Annotated in this window: 15 protein-coding genes and 1 pseudogene; 4 read left to right on the top strand and 12 right to left on the bottom strand. The window is 44.6% G+C overall.

Annotation, left to right across the window (positions count from 1 at the left end):
• Positions 1–126: 126 nt before the first annotated feature.
• From LCY76_RS03900 to LCY76_RS03885, 4 genes are all read right to left on the bottom strand, one after another.
• A complete protein-coding gene (locus LCY76_RS03900) occupies positions 127–255 on the bottom strand; it encodes a S8 family serine peptidase (RefSeq protein WP_248254579.1) in 129 nt (42 codons plus the stop codon).
• A gap of 89 nt (positions 256–344) precedes the next feature.
• The gene (locus LCY76_RS03895; protein ID WP_248251544.1) at positions 345–1,130 is read right to left on the bottom strand and encodes an ABC transporter permease; all 786 of its coding nucleotides are present in this window, start codon (positions 1,128–1,130) and stop codon (positions 345–347) included.
• Between the two features lie 6 nt (positions 1,131–1,136).
• Positions 1,137–1,928 carry an ABC transporter permease gene (locus LCY76_RS03890; protein ID WP_248251543.1) on the bottom strand — a complete coding sequence of 264 codons (792 nt, stop codon included), beginning with the start codon at positions 1,926–1,928 and terminating at the stop codon, positions 1,137–1,139.
• On the bottom strand, positions 1,921–2,937 hold the full coding sequence (locus LCY76_RS03885) for an ABC transporter ATP-binding protein (RefSeq protein ID WP_248251542.1): 1,017 nt from the start codon (positions 2,935–2,937) through the stop codon (positions 1,921–1,923). Before LCY76_RS03885 ends, LCY76_RS03890 begins: the two co-directional genes overlap by 8 nt.
• A gap of 219 nt (positions 2,938–3,156) precedes the next feature.
• On the opposite strand from LCY76_RS03885, the gene LCY76_RS03880 reads away from it, so the two are divergent.
• The 3 genes from LCY76_RS03880 to LCY76_RS03870 all read left to right on the top strand — a co-directional run bounded on the left by LCY76_RS03880 (position 3,157) and on the right by LCY76_RS03870 (position 10,412).
• Complete coding sequence (locus LCY76_RS03880) at positions 3,157–4,452, top strand: glutamate-1-semialdehyde 2,1-aminomutase (RefSeq protein ID WP_248251541.1); 1,296 nt, start codon at positions 3,157–3,159, stop codon at positions 4,450–4,452.
• 276 nt (positions 4,453–4,728) lie between these two features.
• Positions 4,729–9,189 carry a glutamate synthase-related protein gene (locus tag LCY76_RS03875; RefSeq protein ID WP_248251540.1) on the top strand — a complete coding sequence of 1,487 codons (4,461 nt, stop codon included), beginning with the start codon at positions 4,729–4,731 and terminating at the stop codon, positions 9,187–9,189.
• 146 nt (positions 9,190–9,335) lie between these two features.
• The gene (locus tag LCY76_RS03870) at positions 9,336–10,412 is read left to right on the top strand and encodes an FUSC family protein (RefSeq protein WP_248251539.1); all 1,077 of its coding nucleotides are present in this window, start codon (positions 9,336–9,338) and stop codon (positions 10,410–10,412) included.
• A 50-nt stretch (positions 10,413–10,462) separates the two neighbouring features.
• Here the strand turns inward: LCY76_RS03870 and LCY76_RS03865 are convergent, their stop codons facing one another.
• The 6 genes and pseudogenes from LCY76_RS03865 to LCY76_RS03840 all read right to left on the bottom strand — a co-directional run bounded on the left by LCY76_RS03865 (position 10,463) and on the right by LCY76_RS03840 (position 18,090).
• A complete protein-coding gene (locus LCY76_RS03865) occupies positions 10,463–11,374 on the bottom strand; it encodes an ABC transporter permease (RefSeq protein WP_248251538.1) in 912 nt (303 codons plus the stop codon).
• 15 nt (positions 11,375–11,389) lie between these two features.
• Positions 11,390–12,391 carry an ABC transporter permease gene (locus LCY76_RS03860; protein ID WP_248251537.1) on the bottom strand — a complete coding sequence of 334 codons (1,002 nt, stop codon included), beginning with the start codon at positions 12,389–12,391 and terminating at the stop codon, positions 11,390–11,392.
• 93 nt (positions 12,392–12,484) lie between these two features.
• Positions 12,485–14,083 (bottom strand): ABC transporter substrate-binding protein, encoded by a 1,599-nt coding sequence (locus LCY76_RS03855; protein WP_248251536.1) that lies wholly within the window; start codon positions 14,081–14,083, stop codon positions 12,485–12,487.
• Between the two features lie 57 nt (positions 14,084–14,140).
• Positions 14,141–15,105, bottom strand: a pseudogene (locus LCY76_RS03850) (ABC transporter ATP-binding protein).
• Entirely contained in the window at positions 15,086–16,093 is a 1,008-nt protein-coding gene (locus tag LCY76_RS03845) for an ABC transporter ATP-binding protein (protein ID WP_248254578.1), read from the bottom strand. The pseudogene LCY76_RS03850 and the gene LCY76_RS03845 overlap by 20 nt, the downstream one beginning before the upstream one ends.
• Before the next feature lie 248 nt (positions 16,094–16,341).
• Complete coding sequence (locus LCY76_RS03840; RefSeq protein ID WP_248251535.1) at positions 16,342–18,090, bottom strand: ABC transporter ATP-binding protein; 1,749 nt, start codon at positions 18,088–18,090, stop codon at positions 16,342–16,344.
• A gap of 94 nt (positions 18,091–18,184) precedes the next feature.
• On the opposite strand from LCY76_RS03840, the gene LCY76_RS03835 reads away from it, so the two are divergent.
• Positions 18,185–18,373, top strand: coding sequence for a hypothetical protein (locus LCY76_RS03835; RefSeq protein ID WP_248251534.1), 189 nt, complete (start codon positions 18,185–18,187; stop codon positions 18,371–18,373).
• A 239-nt stretch (positions 18,374–18,612) separates the two neighbouring features.
• On the opposite strand, the gene ntdP is transcribed toward LCY76_RS03835, so the two are convergent.
• Both ntdP and LCY76_RS03825 read right to left on the bottom strand, forming a co-directional pair.
• Positions 18,613–19,140 carry a nucleoside tri-diphosphate phosphatase gene (gene ntdP / locus LCY76_RS03830; protein ID WP_053355658.1) on the bottom strand — a complete coding sequence of 176 codons (528 nt, stop codon included), beginning with the start codon at positions 19,138–19,140 and terminating at the stop codon, positions 18,613–18,615.
• A gap of 393 nt (positions 19,141–19,533) precedes the next feature.
• The gene (locus LCY76_RS03825) at positions 19,534–19,713 is read right to left on the bottom strand and encodes a gamma-type small acid-soluble spore protein (protein WP_256227018.1); all 180 of its coding nucleotides are present in this window, start codon (positions 19,711–19,713) and stop codon (positions 19,534–19,536) included.
• Between the last annotated feature and the right edge of the window lie 183 nt (positions 19,714–19,896).

The raw sequence follows: 19,896 nt of genomic DNA, 5'->3' as shown, positions 1-19,896 counted from the left end.
TTGACAAATAGGACAGGTACACAATAGGACTGAACGAACACAAAAAAAAGGGCTGGAAAACGATTTTTTTCTAGCCCTTTTTATATGGATTAGTAACTTACAGCATTTGCTTCATTGACACTCCTTTTAGAGAAATACGTTCCTGTGCCTGAAATCTTGTCCCGCTGTATTTTCAATTGCCGCACGGATTTGAGATGCACTTTTTCCTTGTGAAGCAAGCAATCCGGCTACACCGGCAACAAGAGGAGCCGCCATGGATGTTCCAGACATATAAGCATAGTTTTTTACTGCTTAAATATCCAAAATAAAAAACAGACACTCATAAAAGAGTGCCTGTTTACCGGCTAATTACCTGCCCCACGATATTTGGTTACACCTATATTCCATAAAAAAACAGAGATAGCGAAGAAAATGACGCCGATCAGCGGTGTGATGAAGGCATAATGGTACCACTCTTCCCTGCCAAGAAAATAAGCTGCCGGATAAACTCCGACGAAAGCAAAAGGAAGAATCCACGTAAGTACATAGCGAATGATCCGATTATAAATATCTACCGGATAACGGCCGTAGTTCCCAATGTTGTACATCATCGGCATAATATCCGTTCTGCTGTCCGACCAGAAACCGATGCTCGCCAGCGTAACAAAGATTCCTGCATACACAAGGGCACCGCCTGCGACCAGGACGAGAAAAATAAATGGGTCATACCAATGCAAGCTTAATCCCAGATTGTTACCAGCATAATACATAATCGCCAGGCCAGTAACGCCCCCGAACAATGACTCAAGCTCCATCCGTTCTAAAATAATCTGAAACAGACTATGGATCGGCCGGGTCAGAATTCTGTCCATTTCCCCTTTCACGATATAGCGGTCCGTGAAGTCCCAAATGTTAAAGAAAGCACCGAAAACCGCAAATGGAACGAGAAAAAAGCCATAGATAAAGACCATCTCATCTTTGCTCCAGCCTTTCAGAAGACTGGTGTGGCCGAATACCACGAGTATAAAAATAAGGTTAACAGCTTGAAAGAGCAGATCTGAAAATATTTCAACGAGCATATCTGCACGGTAGGTCAGCCTTGTTTTTAAATATTGGCCTGCATATTGAAAAAAGATAGAAAGATAGGACATTCCTCATTACCCTCCTTGCACGATGAGCTGACGTTTTGCTGTTGTCCACAGCACCTGGATCGGTATAAAGAGAACGAGGCACCACAGTGCTTGATTCATCAGCCCGTGGATAACCTCACTTCCCTGAAACCCTTCCGTAAATATCATGCTCGGAATATAACTGATTCCCTGAAACGGCAAATAGCCCATAATACTTTGGGCCCAGCCGGGAAAGAAGCTGATTGGCAGGATTAACCCGGAGAACAGATCGATTACAACACGCTTTGCCCGGATTAAACCATCATTATTAAATAGGAAGAAGGTTGCAATTCCTGTCAGCAAATTGATCTGAGTATTAATAATGAAGCTTAAAATAATAGATACCAGGAAATACAGCCATGTTGCCGGATGACTAGTAAACTGGATCGGAAAGATGAAATAGACGATGACCATGCCCGGTACCGAGAAAAAGAGAATCCTGAAAACACCTTCTCCCAATCCCTGCATCATCTTCATGCTAAGGTAGTTATACGGCCTGATCATCTCGATGGCCACTTTTCCTTCCTTGATCTCAAGCGCTATTTCCCTGTCAATGTTATTAAAGTAGAAGGCCCTTGCCATCCAGGAGACCGCAATGTATGTAGTCATCTGGACAATAGAGAGATGCTGGATTGATGGTTTATCCCCATAGATTGCACTCCACAAAAAGTAATACGCTCCTATATTGATGCTATAGATCAAAATACCGCTGTAATAGTTTGTCCGGTAGGCCAGCATCATCAAGAAGCGGATGCGGATCATTTCTAAATATTTAGCCATTCCGGACTGCTCCTTCTTCGTAAATATTGCGGATAATTTCTTCTGTCGTAATCTCAACAATCTTTAAATCTGCAATTCTCTTTGCAGCAACGACCTTACCAATGACCGCAGAGATCACTTCCTCATCGTTCTCCACACTTGCTGTCCAGCTGTTCACATTGCTGCCTTGCTCCCACACAACAAGGTGCTCCTTCGTCAATTCCTGCAGTTCATTCATAAACACATCCTCAGTGAAAAGGAATTGAATCTGCTTGCCTTCTCCCCAGTTTTCACGGAGCTGGCGAAGGGCTCCATCGTAGATGATCTTACCTTCATCGAGCATGATGACCCGTTCACATAGCGCCTCTATGTCTGACAGATCATGTGTAGTCAAAAGAATGGTCGTTCCGTATTTTGCATTAATCTCTTTTAAAAATTCACGGATCTTAAGCTTCACCAGCACGTCCAGCCCGATGGTAGGTTCATCCAGGAACAGAAGCGGCGGGTTGTGAATAAGCGCTGCCGCAAGTTCACATCTCATACGCTGTCCTAAAGACAGCTTTCGCACCGGTTTATCGAGCAGAGGTTCAATCGCCAGTGTTTGTATAACATCCGTCATGTGGGAGTTATAGAATTCATCCGGAACATTGTAGACTTTCTTCAGCAGACGGAAGGATTCCTGAACCGCAATATCCCACCATAACTGAGATCTCTGCCCAAACACCACCCCGATGCTGCGTACAAATTTCTCCCTGTCCTTATGGGGGTTCATTCCATTAACCATTACTTGCCCTGAAGTGGGAGTCAGAATGCCTGTCAGCATTTTGATGGTCGTGGACTTACCGGCACCGTTTTCCCCGATATAACCAACCATTTCCCCTTTACGTATTTGCAGAGAGATGTCATCCACTGCTGTCTTGATGGTGTAGTTTCTCGTAAACAGATCACGAAATGCTCCCTTAAGCCCCGAACGGCTTGAATGGGATGTGAATTCTTTACGCAAATCTTTTACATCTATAATATAATCCATTGTGTTTTTCCTCCGAAAACTTTCTTAATGGTGCCAGGCACCCGTTTTTAACCAGCATGAACTAGTTTATCCTAAGTCTCCGCTTACCTCAATCTATTTAGCCTGCTTAAGCGGATCTTCTACAGCATCGCCTAAAACATGCTACAATATATGATGGATTTTAATTGTTTTGTTTCATTTACCCCATGGGGAATGTATGGACAGCAAGGAGGATAATCAATGAATCATCAGCAGTCAGAATTATTATATAAAGAAGCGCAGGAACATATTGTCGGTGGAGTGAACAGCCCTTCACGTTCCTTTAAAGCAGTAGGCGGAGGAGCACCAGTATTCATGGAAAGAGCACAAGGAGCCTACTTCTGGGATGTGGACGGAAACCGGTACATCGATTACTTGGCAGCATACGGACCCATCATTACAGGCCACGCCCATCCGCATATCACAAAAGCCATAACGAAGGCTGCGGAAAACGGCGTGCTGTACGGCACACCGACAAGCCTGGAAGTGAGATTTGCAAAAATGCTGAAAGAGGCTATGCCTGCCATGGAAAAGGTGAGGTTTGTCAACTCAGGCACAGAAGCCGTCATGACAACGATCCGTGTAGCCCGCGCTTACACTGGACGCGACAAGATCATAAAGTTTGCGGGCTGCTATCATGGCCATTCAGATCTCGTACTTGTAGCCGCCGGTTCTGGCCCATCAACACTCGGAACACCTGATTCCGCCGGCGTTCCCAAAAGCATCGCTCAGGAAGTCATCACGGTTCCGTTCAATGATATTGATTCCTACCGTGAGGCGTTAGACCGCTGGGGTGACCAGATTGCTGCGGTTCTCGTTGAACCCATCGTCGGAAACTTCGGTATCGTTGAACCTAAAGAAGGTTTTTTGGAAGCTGTAAATGAGCTGACTCACAAGGCCGGCGCTCTCGTCATCTATGATGAAGTCATAACAGCTTTTCGCTTTATGTATGGCGGTGCACAAGATCTTCTTAACGTAAAACCGGATATGACTGCACTTGGAAAAATCATCGGCGGAGGTCTGCCGATCGGAGCATACGGCGGCAAGAAAGAAATTATGGAAAAAGTAGCGCCTTTAGGCCCCGCTTATCAGGCAGGAACAATGGCCGGAAATCCGGCTTCCATCTCTGCGGGAATCGCCTGTCTTGAAGTTCTTCAAGAAGAAGGCGTATATGAAAGAATGGATGAACTGGGCAAACAGCTTGAAGAAGGCATCTTGGGGCATGCAAAGGCCTATGGTGTTCCCATTACGATTAACCGTTTAAAAGGGGCGCTTACCGTCTACTTTACGAATGAGAAAATCGTGAACTATGAACAGGCCGAAAGCACCGATGGAGAGCGATTTGGAAACTACTTTAAAGCCATGCTTGCAGAAGGAATCAACCTTGCTCCCTCTAAGTATGAAGCCATGTTTTTAACCACCGCTCATACTGATCAAGACATCGCAGAAACGCTCGAAGCGGTTGAACGTTCGTTTAAGAAAATTACTTCGATGTAAATTTATGAAACAGAGTGCATAAACCACTCTGTTTTTCCACTCTAAAATGTAAGCGCTTTCTAAATGATTGCACTCAAAGCACCACCTTAACCCTTCTCTGATATACATTAGTTTGAATAAAAATAATTGACTGACTATTCAAACGATGATAATATTTAACTATATTGTTCAATTGCTTTAAAACATTACACGGGTAAAGAGATAAAACCATTTCTCGCGATGTGGTTTTTTTATGTCTTATAAAGTATGAAACATAGGGGTAAGGGAGGCTTTCGTATGAGTAAATCATGGAGTCCTGCTTTGTTTAAGAATTATCGCAAGCAGGAATTTGACAGCTGTGGAATCGTTTCGGTGATTGAGAAAGAGAACATTCCGACCAAGAAAAATGTGGATGATGCTATTCATGCTTTGATCACGATGAACCATAGAGCAGGCTTTATTGAAAATGAAGGTGATGGTATTGGTATCAATATCGATATCCCCCGACTTCTTTGGAAGGAAAAGCTTACAAGCAAAGGCCTTCCTTCTTCTGCTGTGGATTCTGATCATTTTATTGTCGGCCATTTTTTCATCGACAAAAAGGCGGACAGCCGCTCAGAGATGGAAGCGGTTAAACAATGGTTCGAGAAGTATCACCTTGAACTTATATATGAAGCAACAGAGGTTACAAATTCTGCGGCCTTAGGTCCCATCGCTCGCGGTGAAGAACCAGTCTTCTGGCAGGCAGCACTGCTTCCTGTTAAAAATCATGAGGAGCTGGACCGTACGCTTTATAACCTGCTGATTGATATCGAAACGTCCCCGGCAGTCCATGTCGCTTCTCTCAGCAATCACCATGCTGTCTATAAAGTCATGGGTTCAGGCGAAACACTGCCAGCCTATTATGAAGATTTAACACACCCGCTCATCGCGTCAACCATTACTTTAGGCCACAACCGCTATTCTACCAATACATTGTCCACCTTTTTCAGAGTCCAGCCTTTCAGCGTTCTTGGACATAACGGCGAATTGAATACGATCGCCAAACTCCGTGAAGAAGCTGAAATTATTGGTATTCCGGTTACTGATGGCGGAAGCGACTCACAAGATTTAAACAGAGTCATTGAAACGCTGATCCTTCGAGAAGGATTCTCCTTGTTCGAAGCGATGGACGTTCTGTTCCCTCCCATCATTCATGAAATCAAGGCCTACCCTTCTCACTTAAAGGATTTGTATACCTATTTAAGGGAAGCCTGGGGACATTTTGCTCAAGGGCCTGCAGGAATCATCTCAAGGTTCGGAAACGAAGCTGTTTTTAGTGTAGATGCCCTTGGACTCCGTCCGATCTGGCAGCTTGAAACAGATACTTCCTTCTACTTCTCATCTGAACAAGGAATTCTTTCCAACAATGACTTTACAGCGGAGCCGAAAAGTTTTGCTCCCGGTGAAAAGGTTGGATTGAAACGGGAAGATGACGGCCGCCTTACTTATTACAATCACAATGATTACCAGGAGCAGGTCTTCCAAAAGATGGAGACCAGAATCTGTGTTGACGGTGCCAGGCACCGGTTAGAAACACCTTCCCTGGAAATTGGGCCCTTCCGTGCAGCTCTGAAAAAACATAATGGATGGTATGCCGCCTATGGCTGGGACAGAGAACAGATCCATCAGCTTGAACAGATGGCAGAAAAAGGGGTCGAACCCATTCAATCGCTCGGACATGATTCTCCGCTGGCCGCTCTTCATCCTGAACGCCAAAACATTGCTGATTTTATTAAAGAAAGTGTAGCTGTTGTTACCAACCCGGCGATTGACAGAGACAGGGAAACCGAGCATTTTTCAACCCGTACCGTTCTCGGAAAGCGGCCTTCCCTCTTTAAAAAAGAAAAAGAACTGAATACGATTGAACTCCTTACACCGCTGCTGGTTGAAGGGATAGATGGGAAAAACCTTTCGGAGCAATTCAACCATCCATCTTATGAGCAAGTAGCAGCCTATTTTGAAGGAAGAAATGAAAAGTATATTCTTCATTCTGTCATGCTGGAAAGTGAGTCCGTGGAAGAAGCACTCTCCCGCCTCTCTTCTGAAGCAGCAGCAGCCGCAGAAAATGGAGCTGCGGTGATCATTCTGGATGACAACCAGGCACATAGAAAGCATCTTTGGCTTGATCCTCATCTGGTTCTGTCAGCAGTGGATCAAAGCCTCAGAAAGAAGTTCCTGAGACGCAGCGTTTCATTGATTCTCAGATCAGCTGCCATTCGTTCTCTTCATGATATCATCCTGACAATCGGGCTTGGCGCTGATGCAGTCAGCCCATACCTTCTGTTTGAGACCGTAACCGAACCTGAAAACCAGCTCCCTGCGGCCAAATTATTTGAAGCATTAAACAAAGGGCTGGAGAAAGTGATTTCTACAATCGGAATCCATGAGTTAAGGGGATACGACCGACTCTTTTCCAGCATCGGACTGAGCAGCGAAATTGCCGAAACATTGAATATCGTAAACTTCTTTGGCTCAGAATCGCTTGGATATAATTTTGCTAAACTGAAAGAAGACAGTCTGGCAAGAAAAGAGGTGTTCAGGCAAAATGACGCAAGAGCAAGCAAGAGCTTCCGCTTGTTCCCAAGAATTTGGAAATCTATCGGAGACATCGCCAGCGGTAAATCAGGTTACAGAACCTATGCAGATAAATTGGAGGACCAGGAAAAAAGCAATCCTATTGCCATTCGCCATCTGACCGACCTGTCCAGTTCTGAAACACCTGTTGATCCGGCTCATGTCGATATTGGTGTAAAAGATCACAGCCTTCCTTTTGTGATCAGCTCTATGTCTTTCGGTTCACAAAACGAGACCGCATTTCGAGCCTATGCTGAAGCGGCTGATGTGCTGAATATGATCAGCTTAAACGGCGAGGGTGGCGAAATCAAAGACATGATTGGAAAATATCCGAAGACACGCGGACAGCAGATCGCTTCTGGACGCTTTGGGGTTAATATCGAACTGCTAAACTCATCCAATCTATTGGAAATCAAAATCGGCCAGGGAGCTAAACCTGGTGAAGGAGGCCATCTTCCAGGTTCGAAGGTTACCGAGAAAATCGCAGAGGCCCGAAATGCCACAGTCGGATCAGATTTAATTTCGCCTTCCAACAACCATGATATCTACTCCATCGAAGATCTTGCACAAATGATCACCGAACTGAAAACAGCCAACGACCAGGCAAAGGTATCTGTTAAAGTACCTGTCGTCCCTAACATCGGCACCATATCCGTCGGCATTGCTAAAGCGGGGGCAGACATCATTACGCTGAGCGGTTTCGATGGCGGAACCGGAGCTGCGAGGGTGCATGCTCTCCAGCATGTCGGATTGCCTGCCGAGATCGGAGTAAAAGCTGCCCATACCGCACTGCTTGAAGCCGGATTGAGGCATAAAGTCGAGCTTTGGGCTGACGGAGGCATCCGCAGTGCTCTTGATGCAGTGAAAATGATGCTGCTAGGCGCAAACAGGATCGGGTTCGGTACCCTTTCCATGGTAGCCATTGGCTGTACGACCTGCCGCGGCTGCCATCTTGATACGTGCCATGTAGGAATAGCCACTCAGATTGATTCCGAGCAAAAAGCGAGAGACCATGGGCTCCGCCGCTTTGTTCCAAGGCAATTTGACCCTGCCGTCCAAGGCCTTGTCAGACTGTTCACTGTGTTTGGCGATGAACTACGGCAGCTTACGGCTTCTCTTGGTTTTACATCGGCACAGGAACTTGTAGGACGATCAGATCTGTTAGTGCAGAATCGCGGACTCAATCAGTTGGATCTCTCTTCCCTGCTGGAAAAATCGACTGTAGAAGAGATGATCCCATTACCGCATGTACAGGAATCTCTTCTTGCTGCCGTAACAATGGCGGCCGGTGCGGAATATTTGGATGACGATGTTACCCAGCTCCCTCATTCAAGAGACTTTCAATTTGTAACGGCCGAACAGCGTGTACTCGGCAGCCGGGTTTCAGGACACAAGACCCGTTCACAGCGAACCGGAAAACAGCCGGATATCCACCTTTATTTTAAAAACGGCTCTATTCCCGGAAACGGGCTTGGGGCCTATACATCAAAAGGCATTAAAATTAAAGTAGAAGGCGGAGCACAGGACGGGCTGGCAAAAACCGCATTCGGCGGGTCCATCACCATCTTGAAATCAAAGGCGAAAAACGGACAGTATTACAATGGTTCTGTAGGTAAAGGATTTGCCTACGGCGCTCAGAAAGGGCTCTTTATGATTCAGGGAAATGCAGATGCAAGAGCCGGAATCCGCCTATCCGGAGCAGATCTTGTCATCGGCGGCAAACTTGCTGCTCCGGTCATTGCAGATCGTGGAAATACCGGAGTAAACGCCAACATCAAGGGATTTGCCTTTGAATATATGACCAATGGCAGAGGGCTCGTACTCGGGGATCCAGGCCCATGGATCTGCGCTGGAATGACCGGAGGGGTCGTCTATCTTCGCCTCCAGCCCGAAATGGGTCTGACGTATGAAGTATTGAGAACAAGGATCGCGAAAGGTGCCAAAGTTTCATTGGAGCCCATCGGGTTTAAGGGTGCGGAGGACATTAATGAGCTGCTGACAAAGTATTCATCTGCGCTTGTAAAATCAGAGCAGTTTGAAGAGGCTGCTGAAATCAACTATCTCAAGGAACATCCGCTTGAACATTTTGTGCAGGTCATTCCTGTAAAAGAACAGGCTGATCCCGATGTTTCCACGGAATAAATAGCCATAATAGTAGAAAAGATCTCTTTATAGAGATCTTTTTTTAATTCATATTTTTGTTATAAATGAATACTTGATTATTACTAGGAATCATTGTATAGTTGTCAAGATTATTAACTTACTTATAGAAGGGACACCAATTCAAGATGAAACTTGGAGCCCGAATGATAAAAACGGGATTAGCCATTACCATGGCCATTTATTTAGCCATGTTTTTTAACCTGAGTACACCTGTCTTTGCTGCAATCGCAGCCACATTTGCGATTCAGCCATCGATCTACAGGTCCTATCAAACCATTATTGAGCAGGCTCAGGGTAATATAATCGGCGCATTCTTTGCCATCGTCTCGGTCCTTTTGCTGGGCAACAGCCCATTTGTCATCGGATTTGTCGTCGTTATTGTCATCGCTGTAAACTTAAAGATGAAGAATGAAAAGACCATTCCCCTTGCCATCGTGACGGTTATAGTCATTATGGAAAGCCAGACACCTAATTTTATATCGTTTGCGATGGGCCGTTTTCTATTGATCATGCTGGGCGTCGTATCAGCTTTTCTTGTCAATTTGATTTTTATGCCGCCAAAACATGAAACAAAACTTTATTTCAGTATCTCTAATCTGACAGACGACATCATCAAATGGATCCGTATGATTATCCGGCATGCCTCTGATTATTCCGCCATCAAGGATGACATAGGGACAATGAAAGAAAACAGCTTTAAAATGGACCAGCTCTATCTCTTATACAAAGAAGACCGCACTTATTTTAAAAACAATCAATTTACCAAAGGCCGTAAGCTTGTTCTCTACCGGCAAATGATTTTTACGACTAAAAAATCTCTCGAACTGCTAAGAAGTCTTCACCGCCATGAGAATGAAATGCTCTGCATGCCTGAAGATCTTCAACATCTGATCACAGAACAGCTTGACTGTCTGACCAATTACCATGAACAGATCCATTTGAAATACACTGGTAAAATCCGTTCACAGCATTCTGTTGGCATGCTTGATGAGCTATGTGAGAATAAAAGTTCTTTAATGCAGTCGTTCATGAGCTATTATACAACTCCCCAAAATGATCAATGGATGCAGCTGTTTCCTGTTTTCGCCTTAATAATCGATTACAGTGATCAATTGGAGCATTTGAATCGGCTCGTTGAGAGCTTCAAAAATCATCACACCGATGACAATGAGCTAACAATTAAAGAACAGAAAATAGATTAGAATATTAGTCCGTAAAAGAAGCCTGACATTTTCATGTCAGGCTTCCTCTATTAGTTTTTCATTCTTGGATCAAGCGCGTCACGAAGGCCGTCACCCATCAGGTTAAAGCCCAAAACCGTAAGCATGATCGCTATACCCGGGAAGATAACGGTCCACGGCGCCTGGATGATAAAGTCCCTGGAATCCGCGAGCATTTTTCCCCACTCAGGAGTTGGAGGCTGTGCCCCAAGTCCTAAAAACCCTAAGGCAGCTGCCTCAATGATAGCTGTTGCGATGGCCAAGGTCCCTTGCACAATGATAGGCGCCATGCTGTTTGGAAGCACATGGTGTATCAAAATTCTGGAATCCTTCATACCAATCGCCTTAGCCGCTGTGATATACTCTTCTTCTTTTACACTCAGAACCCTCGAACGTACAAGACGTCCAAATATCGGCACATTAATGATGGCAATAGCGATAAGCGCATTTCTTAAAGATGGCCCCAATACAGAAACGACCGCAATAGCGAGAAGAATACTCGGAAACGCCAGCAGGATATCAAAGATCCTTGAAATGATGCCATCAATGAATTTTCCATAATAGCCTGCGATGATTCCAAGGGCCGATCCTACAATGACTGATCCGGCTACAGAGACGAAGCCAACCCATAATGATATCCGTGCCCCGTATAAAACTCTGCTGAAGATATCCCGTCCGAATTCATCTGTTCCAAACCAATGCTCTCCCGAAGGCGCCAGATGCTTGTCTGCTAGATGCTGATCCGAAAAGCTATAAGGCGCCAAAACAGTAGCCAGAATAGCGATTAAAATAAAGAAAATAACAATTCCCAGTCCGACCATCGCTAATTTATTTTTCTTGAATGAACGCCACGCATCCTTCCAGGGAGAGATGACTTTGTCGTCACCTTGTTCCACTGTCGGCGGGTTTGTTAACGGTGGTGTTGTTCTTGCTAATTCAGCCATAATAAACTCCCCCTATCAGTATTTGATGCGCGGATCAATGGCCGCATACAAAATATCAACAAACAGATTAATAAGTACAAACAGTGTGGCCACTACCAGAATTCCAGATTGGATAACGGGATAATCACGCGATTGAATGGCATCATAAATATATGTGCCAACCCCTGGCCATCCAAAAATGGTCTCTGTCAGAATGGCACCACCGAGAAGCAATCCTGTCTGCAGACCGATTACCGTGACTACAGGAATCATGGCATTTTTCAATGAATGCTTGTACACTACCCAGAACATCTTTAACCCTTTTGCCTTTGCTGTGCGGATATAATCCGATCGCATAACTTCAAGCATGCTTGATCTTGTCATCCTTGCGATGATTGCCATTGGAATCGTGCCAAGTGCAATTCCCGGAAGGATTAAATGCTTAACGACTTCAATAAACTGATCAAACCTGCCCTCCAGTAATGTGTCAAGCAAATACAGATGTGTGATGGCCTCTACCGGCATCCTGATATTGTCCCTGCCTGTTGTCGGCAGCAAGTCCCATTTGATGGAGACAAAATATTGTTCCATCAATCCCAGCCAGAAAATAGGCATGGATACTCCGATCAATGCAATAAGCATAACCCCATAATCGAACCAGGAATTTTGGAACCAGGCAGAGATAATGCCTGCATTGACTCCAACGACCACTGCAATCAGAATTGCAACCAGTGAAAGTTCGATTGTAGCCGCAAGGTACGGCCAGAGTTCCTCACTGATCGGTGTTCTTGATTTCAGCGACATTCCAAGATCACCTTGAAAAAGACCGGTTAAATAATGAACAAACTGGGAGTACCAGGGCTGATCCAGTCCCAATTGCTTTGTTAATGTTGCGATAGCCTGCTTTGAAGCCTGCTGGCCAAGTATCAATTGAGCAGGATTCCCCGGAATTGCCCTGATCATCATAAATACAATAAACGTCATCCCGAGAAGCACCGGGATAAGCAAACCAATCCTTCTAATGGTATAAGAAAACATGTCCACACCTCATTTACGCGTAGTTGTTATAGCACCCTGATGTTTTTCTCCAAAACAAAAGGGGAGCATGCAAGATACTCCCCAATTTCTTCATTACTTCATGGAAACATCAACAAATGACTGAGACCCTTTTGGATGCGGGTAGAATCCTTTAATTGAATTCGTACCTGCAAGCTGTGGCTTAGCATGCACTAGAGGTACCCATGGAGCATCTTCATGGATGATCTCCTGTGCTTTTTTGTAAAGCTCTTCACGTTTTCCTTCATCTGCTGTTGATTGCGCTTCAATCAATAGCTTATGAACTGGCTCACTCTTATAGCGTGAATAGTTGTTAGAATCGATCGTGTCTTTATCAAGAAGAGCGTATAGGAAGTTATCTGCGTCTCCGTTATCCCCTGTCCATCCAATCAAGAAGGCAGGTGCTTCACCTTTACGGAGTTTTTCAAGGTACGTACCCCACTCAAATGTAACGATGTTTGCTTTAATTCCAACCTTGGCAAGGTTTGCCTGGATCGCTTCAGCAATCTTTTGTCCGTTTGGCATATAAGGACGTGATACCGGCATCGCCCAAAGGTCCATTTTGAAGCCTTTTTCGTATCCAGCTTTTTTCAAAAGTTCTTTTGCTTTTGCTTCGTCATATCCATAATCCTGGATATCCTTGTTTTGTCCTGCAATGGAAGATGGAAGCGGCGTAGCAGCCGGTTCAGCTGTTCCGTTGTAGAAGTTTTTGATCAGTTCGTCTTTGTTTACTAAGTGGCTGATCGCCTGGCGGACTTCTTTTTTGTTAAACGGAGCTTTTTCAACATTGAAGCCAAAGTAAGCAACGTTCATAGAAGGACGCTCAAAAATTTGAAGCTTGTTATCTGCTTTGATCTTATCAAGATCACTCGGGTTTACTCCGTCAATCAAGTCAACTTCGCCTTTTGTAAGTGCATTTAAGCGTGAAGAGTTATCTTTGATGACTTTGAAGGTTACCCCATCAAGTTTTGGAAGCCCTTTTTTCCAATATTTATCGTTTTTCACAACTGAAATGGTATCCCCGCGTTTCCACTCTTTAAACTTGAACGGTCCTGTTCCTACAGGATGCTCGCCATATTTGTCGCCGTATTTGTCAATCGCAGCCGGGCTGGAAATGGCAAACGGGCTCATCGCAAGGTTTTTAAGGAATGGAGCTTGTGGGCGTTTCAATGTAAATTCAACTGTAGTGTCATCAATAGCTTTAACTTCTTTAATGACGTGGCCAGGATCCTTTTTATATCCACCGAACATGGATGCGTAATAAGGGAATTTAGCAGCATCACCGTTCATCCAGCGGTCAAAGTTCTTAACAACCGCATCAGCGTTGAAGTCAGTTCCATCTTGGAACTTAACGCCTTTTTCCAACGTAAATGTGTACTTTTTTCCTCCATCTGAAATCTTCCAGCTCTTCGCAAGTTCAGGAACAACATCTGTATTTTCTTTTTTGTATCCAGTTAGTGTTTCCATCACTTGCTCAGTAACGATGAAAGATTCACCGTCTGTTTCATGTGCAGGATCCAGCCCTACTGCATCACCGCCGCGTCCGTAGATCATGACGCCGCCACCGCTGGAACTTCCTTTTCCGCCGGTGCTTTCGCTTGAGGATTTACAGCCAGCCAGTCCTAAAGACAGGACCAGGATTAATGCAAGAGCTGTCAATAAACTTCTCTTCATCTTCTTTCCCCCATTTTCATATAGATTTTTGCCTCTATTTATGTGTACGAGCTGCCATCAATAAAGATGACAGGCAACGTAGTGGCCCTTCTCAGCTTCCTTAAATACCGGACGCTCTGCAGCGCATACATCCATCGCTTGAGGACAGCGCGTATGGAACGCACATCCTTTTGGAGGGTTGGACGGGCTTGGGACATCACCTTTTAAAATGATGCGCTCCTTTTTCAATTCAACATCTGGAACAGGTACGGCAGAAAGCAAGGCCTGTGTATAAGGATGCATAGGATTGTCATAAAGGTGTTCACTGTCTGACAGTTCTACGATCCTGCCGAGATACATGACACCGACTCTATCGCTAATGTGCCGTACGACTCCAAGATCATGGGCGATAAAAAGGTAAGTAAGCCCGAATTCTTCCTGCAAGTCTTGCAAAAGGTTCAGTACTTGCGATTGGATGGATACATCCAGCGCCGACACAGGTTCATCCGCGATGATCAGTTTAGGGTTAACAGCCAGTGCCCGGGCGATGCCAATTCTCTGCCTCTGCCCCCGCTGAACTGATGGGGATAGCGTTTCGCATGATAACCGCTTAATCCTACGACTTCAAGCAGCTCCTTCACCCTTCTCTTGCGTTCTTTTGTGTCCTTTACTCCGTGAACGATCAGTGGTTCTTCCAGTATTTTTTCAACGGTATGCCTCGGATTAAGTGAAGCAAAGGGATCCTGAAAAACCATTTGCATCTCTCTTCGCATCTTGCGCATCGCATTTGAAGAAAGCGCAGTCACATCTTGCCCTTCAAAATAGATCTTGCCGTCACTCGGTTCAAGAAGCCTGAGCAGCATGCGTCCTGTCGTAGATTTCCCGCATCCGCTCTCACCGACAAGTCCAAGAGTTTCACCCTTTTGAATGGTAAAGGATACACCGTCCACTGCTTTTACTTCTCCGACTGTTTTCCCAAGCACTCCGCCTTTAATCGGAAAGTGCTTTTTTAAGTTCTCAACTTTAACTAATGGTTCGGTCAACGATGTCTACCCCTTTCTGATCCTCATACAGCCAGCATCTTACTTTTTGGCCGCCTTCAAGGGTTTCAAGCGCTGGTGTTTCGCTCTGGCAGCGCTCATAGGCATGGGCGCATCTCGGAGCAAACTGGCACCCCGCTTTCACAGATCCGGGTTTTGGAACATTTCCTGGTATGGAATAAAGACGTTCTTTTTTATCCCTCATATCAGGAACAGATTGAATCAGGCCAACCGTATATGGATGTTTTGGACTAGTGAAAATCGTTTTTACATCTGCCTCTTCAACGACTCTACCTGCATACATAACGACAACGCGCTGGCACATTTCAGCTACTACGCCCAAATCATGGGTGATCATCATGATGGCTGTGTCGGTCTCATCGTTTAATTTCTTCATAAGCTCAAGAATCTGAGCCTGAATTGTCACGTCTAGCGCGGTGGTCGGTTCGTCTGCGATCAACAGTTTCGGAGAACAGATCATGGCCATTGCGATCATGACACGCTGGCGCATTCCCCCTGACAGCTGGTGGGGAAAGTCCTTCATCAGTTCTTCCGCCCGTGGAAGCCCAACCATTTTAAGCATTTCAACAGCATGTGCCTTTGCCTTCTTTTTTGGCCATTTTTTATGTATTTGCAAAGCCTCGATCAGCTGGCTGCCGATAGTAAATACCGGATTTAGACTGGTCATCGGCTCCTGAAAAATCATTGCTATCTCATTCCCGCGAATCTGGCGCATCCTTTTCTCAGATGCTGAAGTAAGATTTTCCCCTTTAAACAAAATATCTCCTTCAACTTTCCCCGCAGGTGTTGGAACGAGTCCCATGACTGATAATGAAGTAACACTTTTGCCGCATCCCGATTCTCCTACAATTCCAAGTACTTCACCGGAATTGATTTGGAAATCGATGTGATTGACAACCGAAACTTCCCCATCATCTGTCTGAAAAGAAGTCCTTAATCCTTTTACTTCCAAGACTGGACTGTTCACTATCCCACCCCTTTCTTCATGATGACATTTACTTACAGCGTGAACAATTTGTAGGACACTCTATTGAAATTATGACACTAGTCTGATAATTTGACAATATTAAAATTTCTAAAAATTTTTAATAATCTTGTCGTTTGTTAGGAAACCCGGGTCTTTTCTAACACAAAAAAAGAACAGAAGCCTATGGCTGCCCCGTTCTTTTTCTTATGGCATGTTATGAAATTACAACTTTCTGCCCATCAATTACCAATTCAATCGCCAAGCTGCTGAACCGTAAACAGGTTATAGTACACTCCTCTTTTTTTCATTAACTCATAATGGGTCCCGCTTTCAGCAATCTCACCGTTATCGACAACTACTATACGGTCTGCGTGAGTGATGGTTGCAAGGCGGTGTGCAACGATAAAGGTCGTACGCTCTTTTGCAAGCTTTTCAAGCGATTCTTGAATGAGGTGCTCACTTTCTAAATCAAGGGCGGAAGTCGCTTCATCAAGGATTAAAATCGGCGGATTCTTCAGGAAGACCCTAGCGATGGCAACCCGCTGTTTTTGCCCTCCTGAAAGTTTGACTCCCCGTTCACCAATTTTCGTATCATATCCTTGTGGCAGATTTATAATGAACTCATGCGCATTTGCTGCTTTTGCAGCTGCAGCAACTTCCTCATCAGATGCTTCTGGATTTCCCATCAGGATATTGGCCTTAACCGATTCACTGAACAAAATGTTATCTTGAAGGACCATGCCAATCTTATCCCTGAGCGAACGCACTTTGAAACTCCGGATATCTTCCCCATCGAGCAGGATGCTGCCCTTCGACACGTCATAAAACCTGGGGATAAGGCTGACAAGCGAGGATTTCCCGCCACCGCTCATCCCTACGAGGGCGATCGTCTGCCCTTGTTCTACTCTAAGATCGATTCCTTTTAGAACGTGCGGTTCACCCTCATTGTACCGGAAATACACTTCGTTAAACGACAGCTCTCCTTTTACATCCGTAAGTTCCCTGGCTTTCGGCTGATCTTTAATATCATATTCCTCATCCATAAATTCGAAGACCCTGTCCATGGACGCGAGTGACTGTGTAAGGGTTGTCGATGAATTAACCAGCCTTCTGAGCGGGTTATACAGCCGGTCCATATAGCCGGCAAATGCGACCACTTCTCCTACAGATATATGGCCTCCAATCGCCCTATATGCCGCAAAACCGATAACTAGAAGCGGTGCGATATCTGTAATCGTATTTACAACCGCAAACGTTTTGGCGTTCCACGTTGTCTGATCCATCGCTTTGTTCAGAAAATGGGAGTTTCTTTTATCAAACTGAACTTGCTCATAGTCCTCAAGAGCAAAGCTTCTGATGACTGACATCCCCTGGACTCGTTCATGCAGATGCCCCTGCACTTCCGCGAGCGCCTGCGAACGCTGTTTCGTCAGACCTCTTAGCCTTGTATAAAAATATTTAACGGAGAGGCCGTAAAACGGCAGCATCGCCAATGCGACAACCGTCAGCCATCCATCCATCGTTGCCATAATCACAATCGCAATCACAATCGTAAACATATCAAGCCAGACATTCATTAAGCCCGTGATGACAAAATCCTTCGTTTGCTCAACGTCATTGATTACCCTCGATATGATTTCACCCGACTTGTTATTGGAATAAAAACGTAAGGAGAGCCGCTGAATATGTCCATAAAGCTTATCCCTGATATCATATAGGATTTTGCTTCCGACCCATTGTGCGTAATACTGCCGATAATATTCGATCGGCGGACGAAGCACACCGAAAATAAAGAAGGAACCTCCCATCAGCCAAAGCAGCTTGCTGAGTCTATCACTGCTCGTCAAACCATGTCCATTTATAATCGTATCGACCACATATTTTAAAATAAGCGGGATGAGCAATGGAATACCAAACTTTAATATTCCAATTACAATGGTCCATCCAATTTGTTTTTTGTAGGGCTTTACAAAGCCCAAATACCTTCTGATACTATCCAAAATTACACCTTCTTATATGAAATGCTGAAGCAGGCGTTTAGAGCCGATAGACGATGGAGTGCTCGCACAACAACACGCCCTTTTGTGTTGAGGTGTGAGAACGAAGCGGCCGAGGCTCTGCCTGCTGAAGCTGGATCAAGAAATGCTGAAGCAGGCGTTTAGAGCCGATAGACGATGGAGTACTCGCACAACAACACGCCCTTTTGTGTTGAGGTGTGAGAACGAAGCGGCCGAGGCTCTGCCTGCTGAAGCTGGATCAAGAAATGCTGAAGCAGGCGTTTAGAGCCGATAGACGATGGAGTACTCGCACAACAACACGCCCTTTTGTGTTGAGGTGTGAGAACGAAGCGGCCGAGGCTCTGCCTGCTGAAGCTGGATCAAGAAATGCTGAAGTGACCTTTTAAAAGCTTAAAACGCCTCTTTAAGGGATCGATATACGGCTTCCCCGCGCAGGCGTTTTTTACGATTACTATTATTATTGTCAGAAAAACCTGTTGAACGCTAGATTCAACAGGTTTTTTCTTATCTAAACTCCAAATACCTTTCGTACCATTGCTCTATAAAGCCTGGTTCGAATGGGCCTTTTCTCTGATTGATCATGGAAATTAATTCATTTAAATTCTTTTTAATAATGTAATCGAGTTCATGGGGATATTTCATCATTTGCCTGTGCAAGCTGTATTCATCTTCATCTAATAGAATATAGGACATGTCGGGAAAAACCTTAATATCCAGGTCATAATCGATATATTTAAGTGCCTCATTATCCCATATATAGGGTGTCCCCAGGTTACAATAATAATAAAAACCGTCCTGCCGGATCATGCCGATTACATTAAACCATTGCTTGGAATTGAAATAGCAAATCGCCGGCTCTCTCGTCCGCCACTGCCTGCCATCTGATTCCGTTACAAGAATACGATCATTTCCTGCTATAACTACAGACGAACTCCCCTTGAGGATAACCGTATCTTCCCAGGTGCGATGGAGTGATCCGTTATGTTTATAGCTTTGTATATCAATAATACTTCCGGGTGTGGGAAAACTCATATGCCTCTCCTTTCCTTCGCATTTCCGGAAGCCAATGGGTTACCAGGTATGTGCGAACTCCTTTCCAATTAAAATTAGAACATTTAGGTAATTCACCAGCTTCGTTGTACAAATTCGTTCATTGTATCGTCTCATCACTATTCTAGCCCTGCCCGGCCTTCATCATCCCCAAGAAACAGTTACTTTACGTTATTTTCTCTCCTATAGTATATCGTTTTAAGAATAGTTTGGAAATGATAGTTACCCTGTTTATTGAAAAAAAGCTCGCCCATTTTTTCATTTTCCATAGTCATTGATCTTTTTCCCTTAGTATGTATCTTAAAAACCTTGTCTAAATTGGCCAGAAAACCAAAAATGCCCCCTGCGTATAGCAGGGAGCATTCTGGATAGAGGTTACTGTTGGTTTTGGTTACCTTGGCCTTTTTGTTGTTGAGATTGAGCGTTTTGCTGACGAACTTGTTGAGCGTCAGTTTCGCTTGCAAACTCAGCACCATATTGACCTTTACCAGCTTGAGACTGTTGGTTTTGCTTTTTAACTTGCTGTGCGTTTGTTTTGTTTTGCTGTTTGTCCATTAGAATCACCTCCACGAAAATTAATTTAACCCTCTGCGGATGTTTTTATGTGAACAAAAAATAATTTTTTATTGTATATTTCCAACGATTGCGGACCCATGAGACAGGGTATAGGATTGCAAATGGTTTCAAAAACTAAAGGCGATTATTTTTTATGGTGCCTGACACCTATAACGCCTTGGG

This window comes from Fictibacillus marinisediminis (assembly GCF_023149135.1).
GTDB classification, from domain to species: domain Bacteria; phylum Bacillota; class Bacilli; order Bacillales; family Fictibacillaceae; genus Fictibacillus_C; species Fictibacillus_C marinisediminis.
This window is presented reverse-complemented; position numbering and strand designations above follow the sequence as displayed.

What these genes read in the sequence shown, in the direction of transcription:
- LCY76_RS03900 (WP_248254579.1), bottom strand. Translation starts at nt 255, where the DNA reads ATGGCGGCTCCTCTTGTTGCCGGTGTAGCCGGATTGCTTGCTTCACAA.
- LCY76_RS03895 (WP_248251544.1), bottom strand. Translation starts at nt 1,130, where the DNA reads ATGTCCTATCTTTCTATCTTTTTTCAATATGCAGGCCAATATTTAAAA.
- LCY76_RS03890 (WP_248251543.1), bottom strand. Translation starts at nt 1,928, where the DNA reads ATGGCTAAATATTTAGAAATGATCCGCATCCGCTTCTTGATGATGCTG.
- LCY76_RS03885 (WP_248251542.1), bottom strand. Translation starts at nt 2,937, where the DNA reads ATGGATTATATTATAGATGTAAAAGATTTGCGTAAAGAATTCACATCC.
- LCY76_RS03880 (WP_248251541.1), top strand. Translation starts at nt 3,157, where the DNA reads ATGAATCATCAGCAGTCAGAATTATTATATAAAGAAGCGCAGGAACAT.
- LCY76_RS03875 (WP_248251540.1), top strand. Translation starts at nt 4,729, where the DNA reads ATGAGTAAATCATGGAGTCCTGCTTTGTTTAAGAATTATCGCAAGCAG.
- LCY76_RS03870 (WP_248251539.1), top strand. Translation starts at nt 9,336, where the DNA reads ATGAAACTTGGAGCCCGAATGATAAAAACGGGATTAGCCATTACCATG.
- LCY76_RS03865 (WP_248251538.1), bottom strand. Translation starts at nt 11,374, where the DNA reads ATGGCTGAATTAGCAAGAACAACACCACCGTTAACAAACCCGCCGACA.
- LCY76_RS03860 (WP_248251537.1), bottom strand. Translation starts at nt 12,391, where the DNA reads ATGTTTTCTTATACCATTAGAAGGATTGGTTTGCTTATCCCGGTGCTT.
- LCY76_RS03855 (WP_248251536.1), bottom strand. Translation starts at nt 14,083, where the DNA reads ATGAAGAGAAGTTTATTGACAGCTCTTGCATTAATCCTGGTCCTGTCT.
- ntdP (WP_053355658.1), bottom strand. Translation starts at nt 19,140, where the DNA reads ATGAGTTTTCCCACACCCGGAAGTATTATTGATATACAAAGCTATAAA.
- LCY76_RS03825 (WP_256227018.1), bottom strand. Translation starts at nt 19,713, where the DNA reads ATGGACAAACAGCAAAACAAAACAAACGCACAGCAAGTTAAAAAGCAA.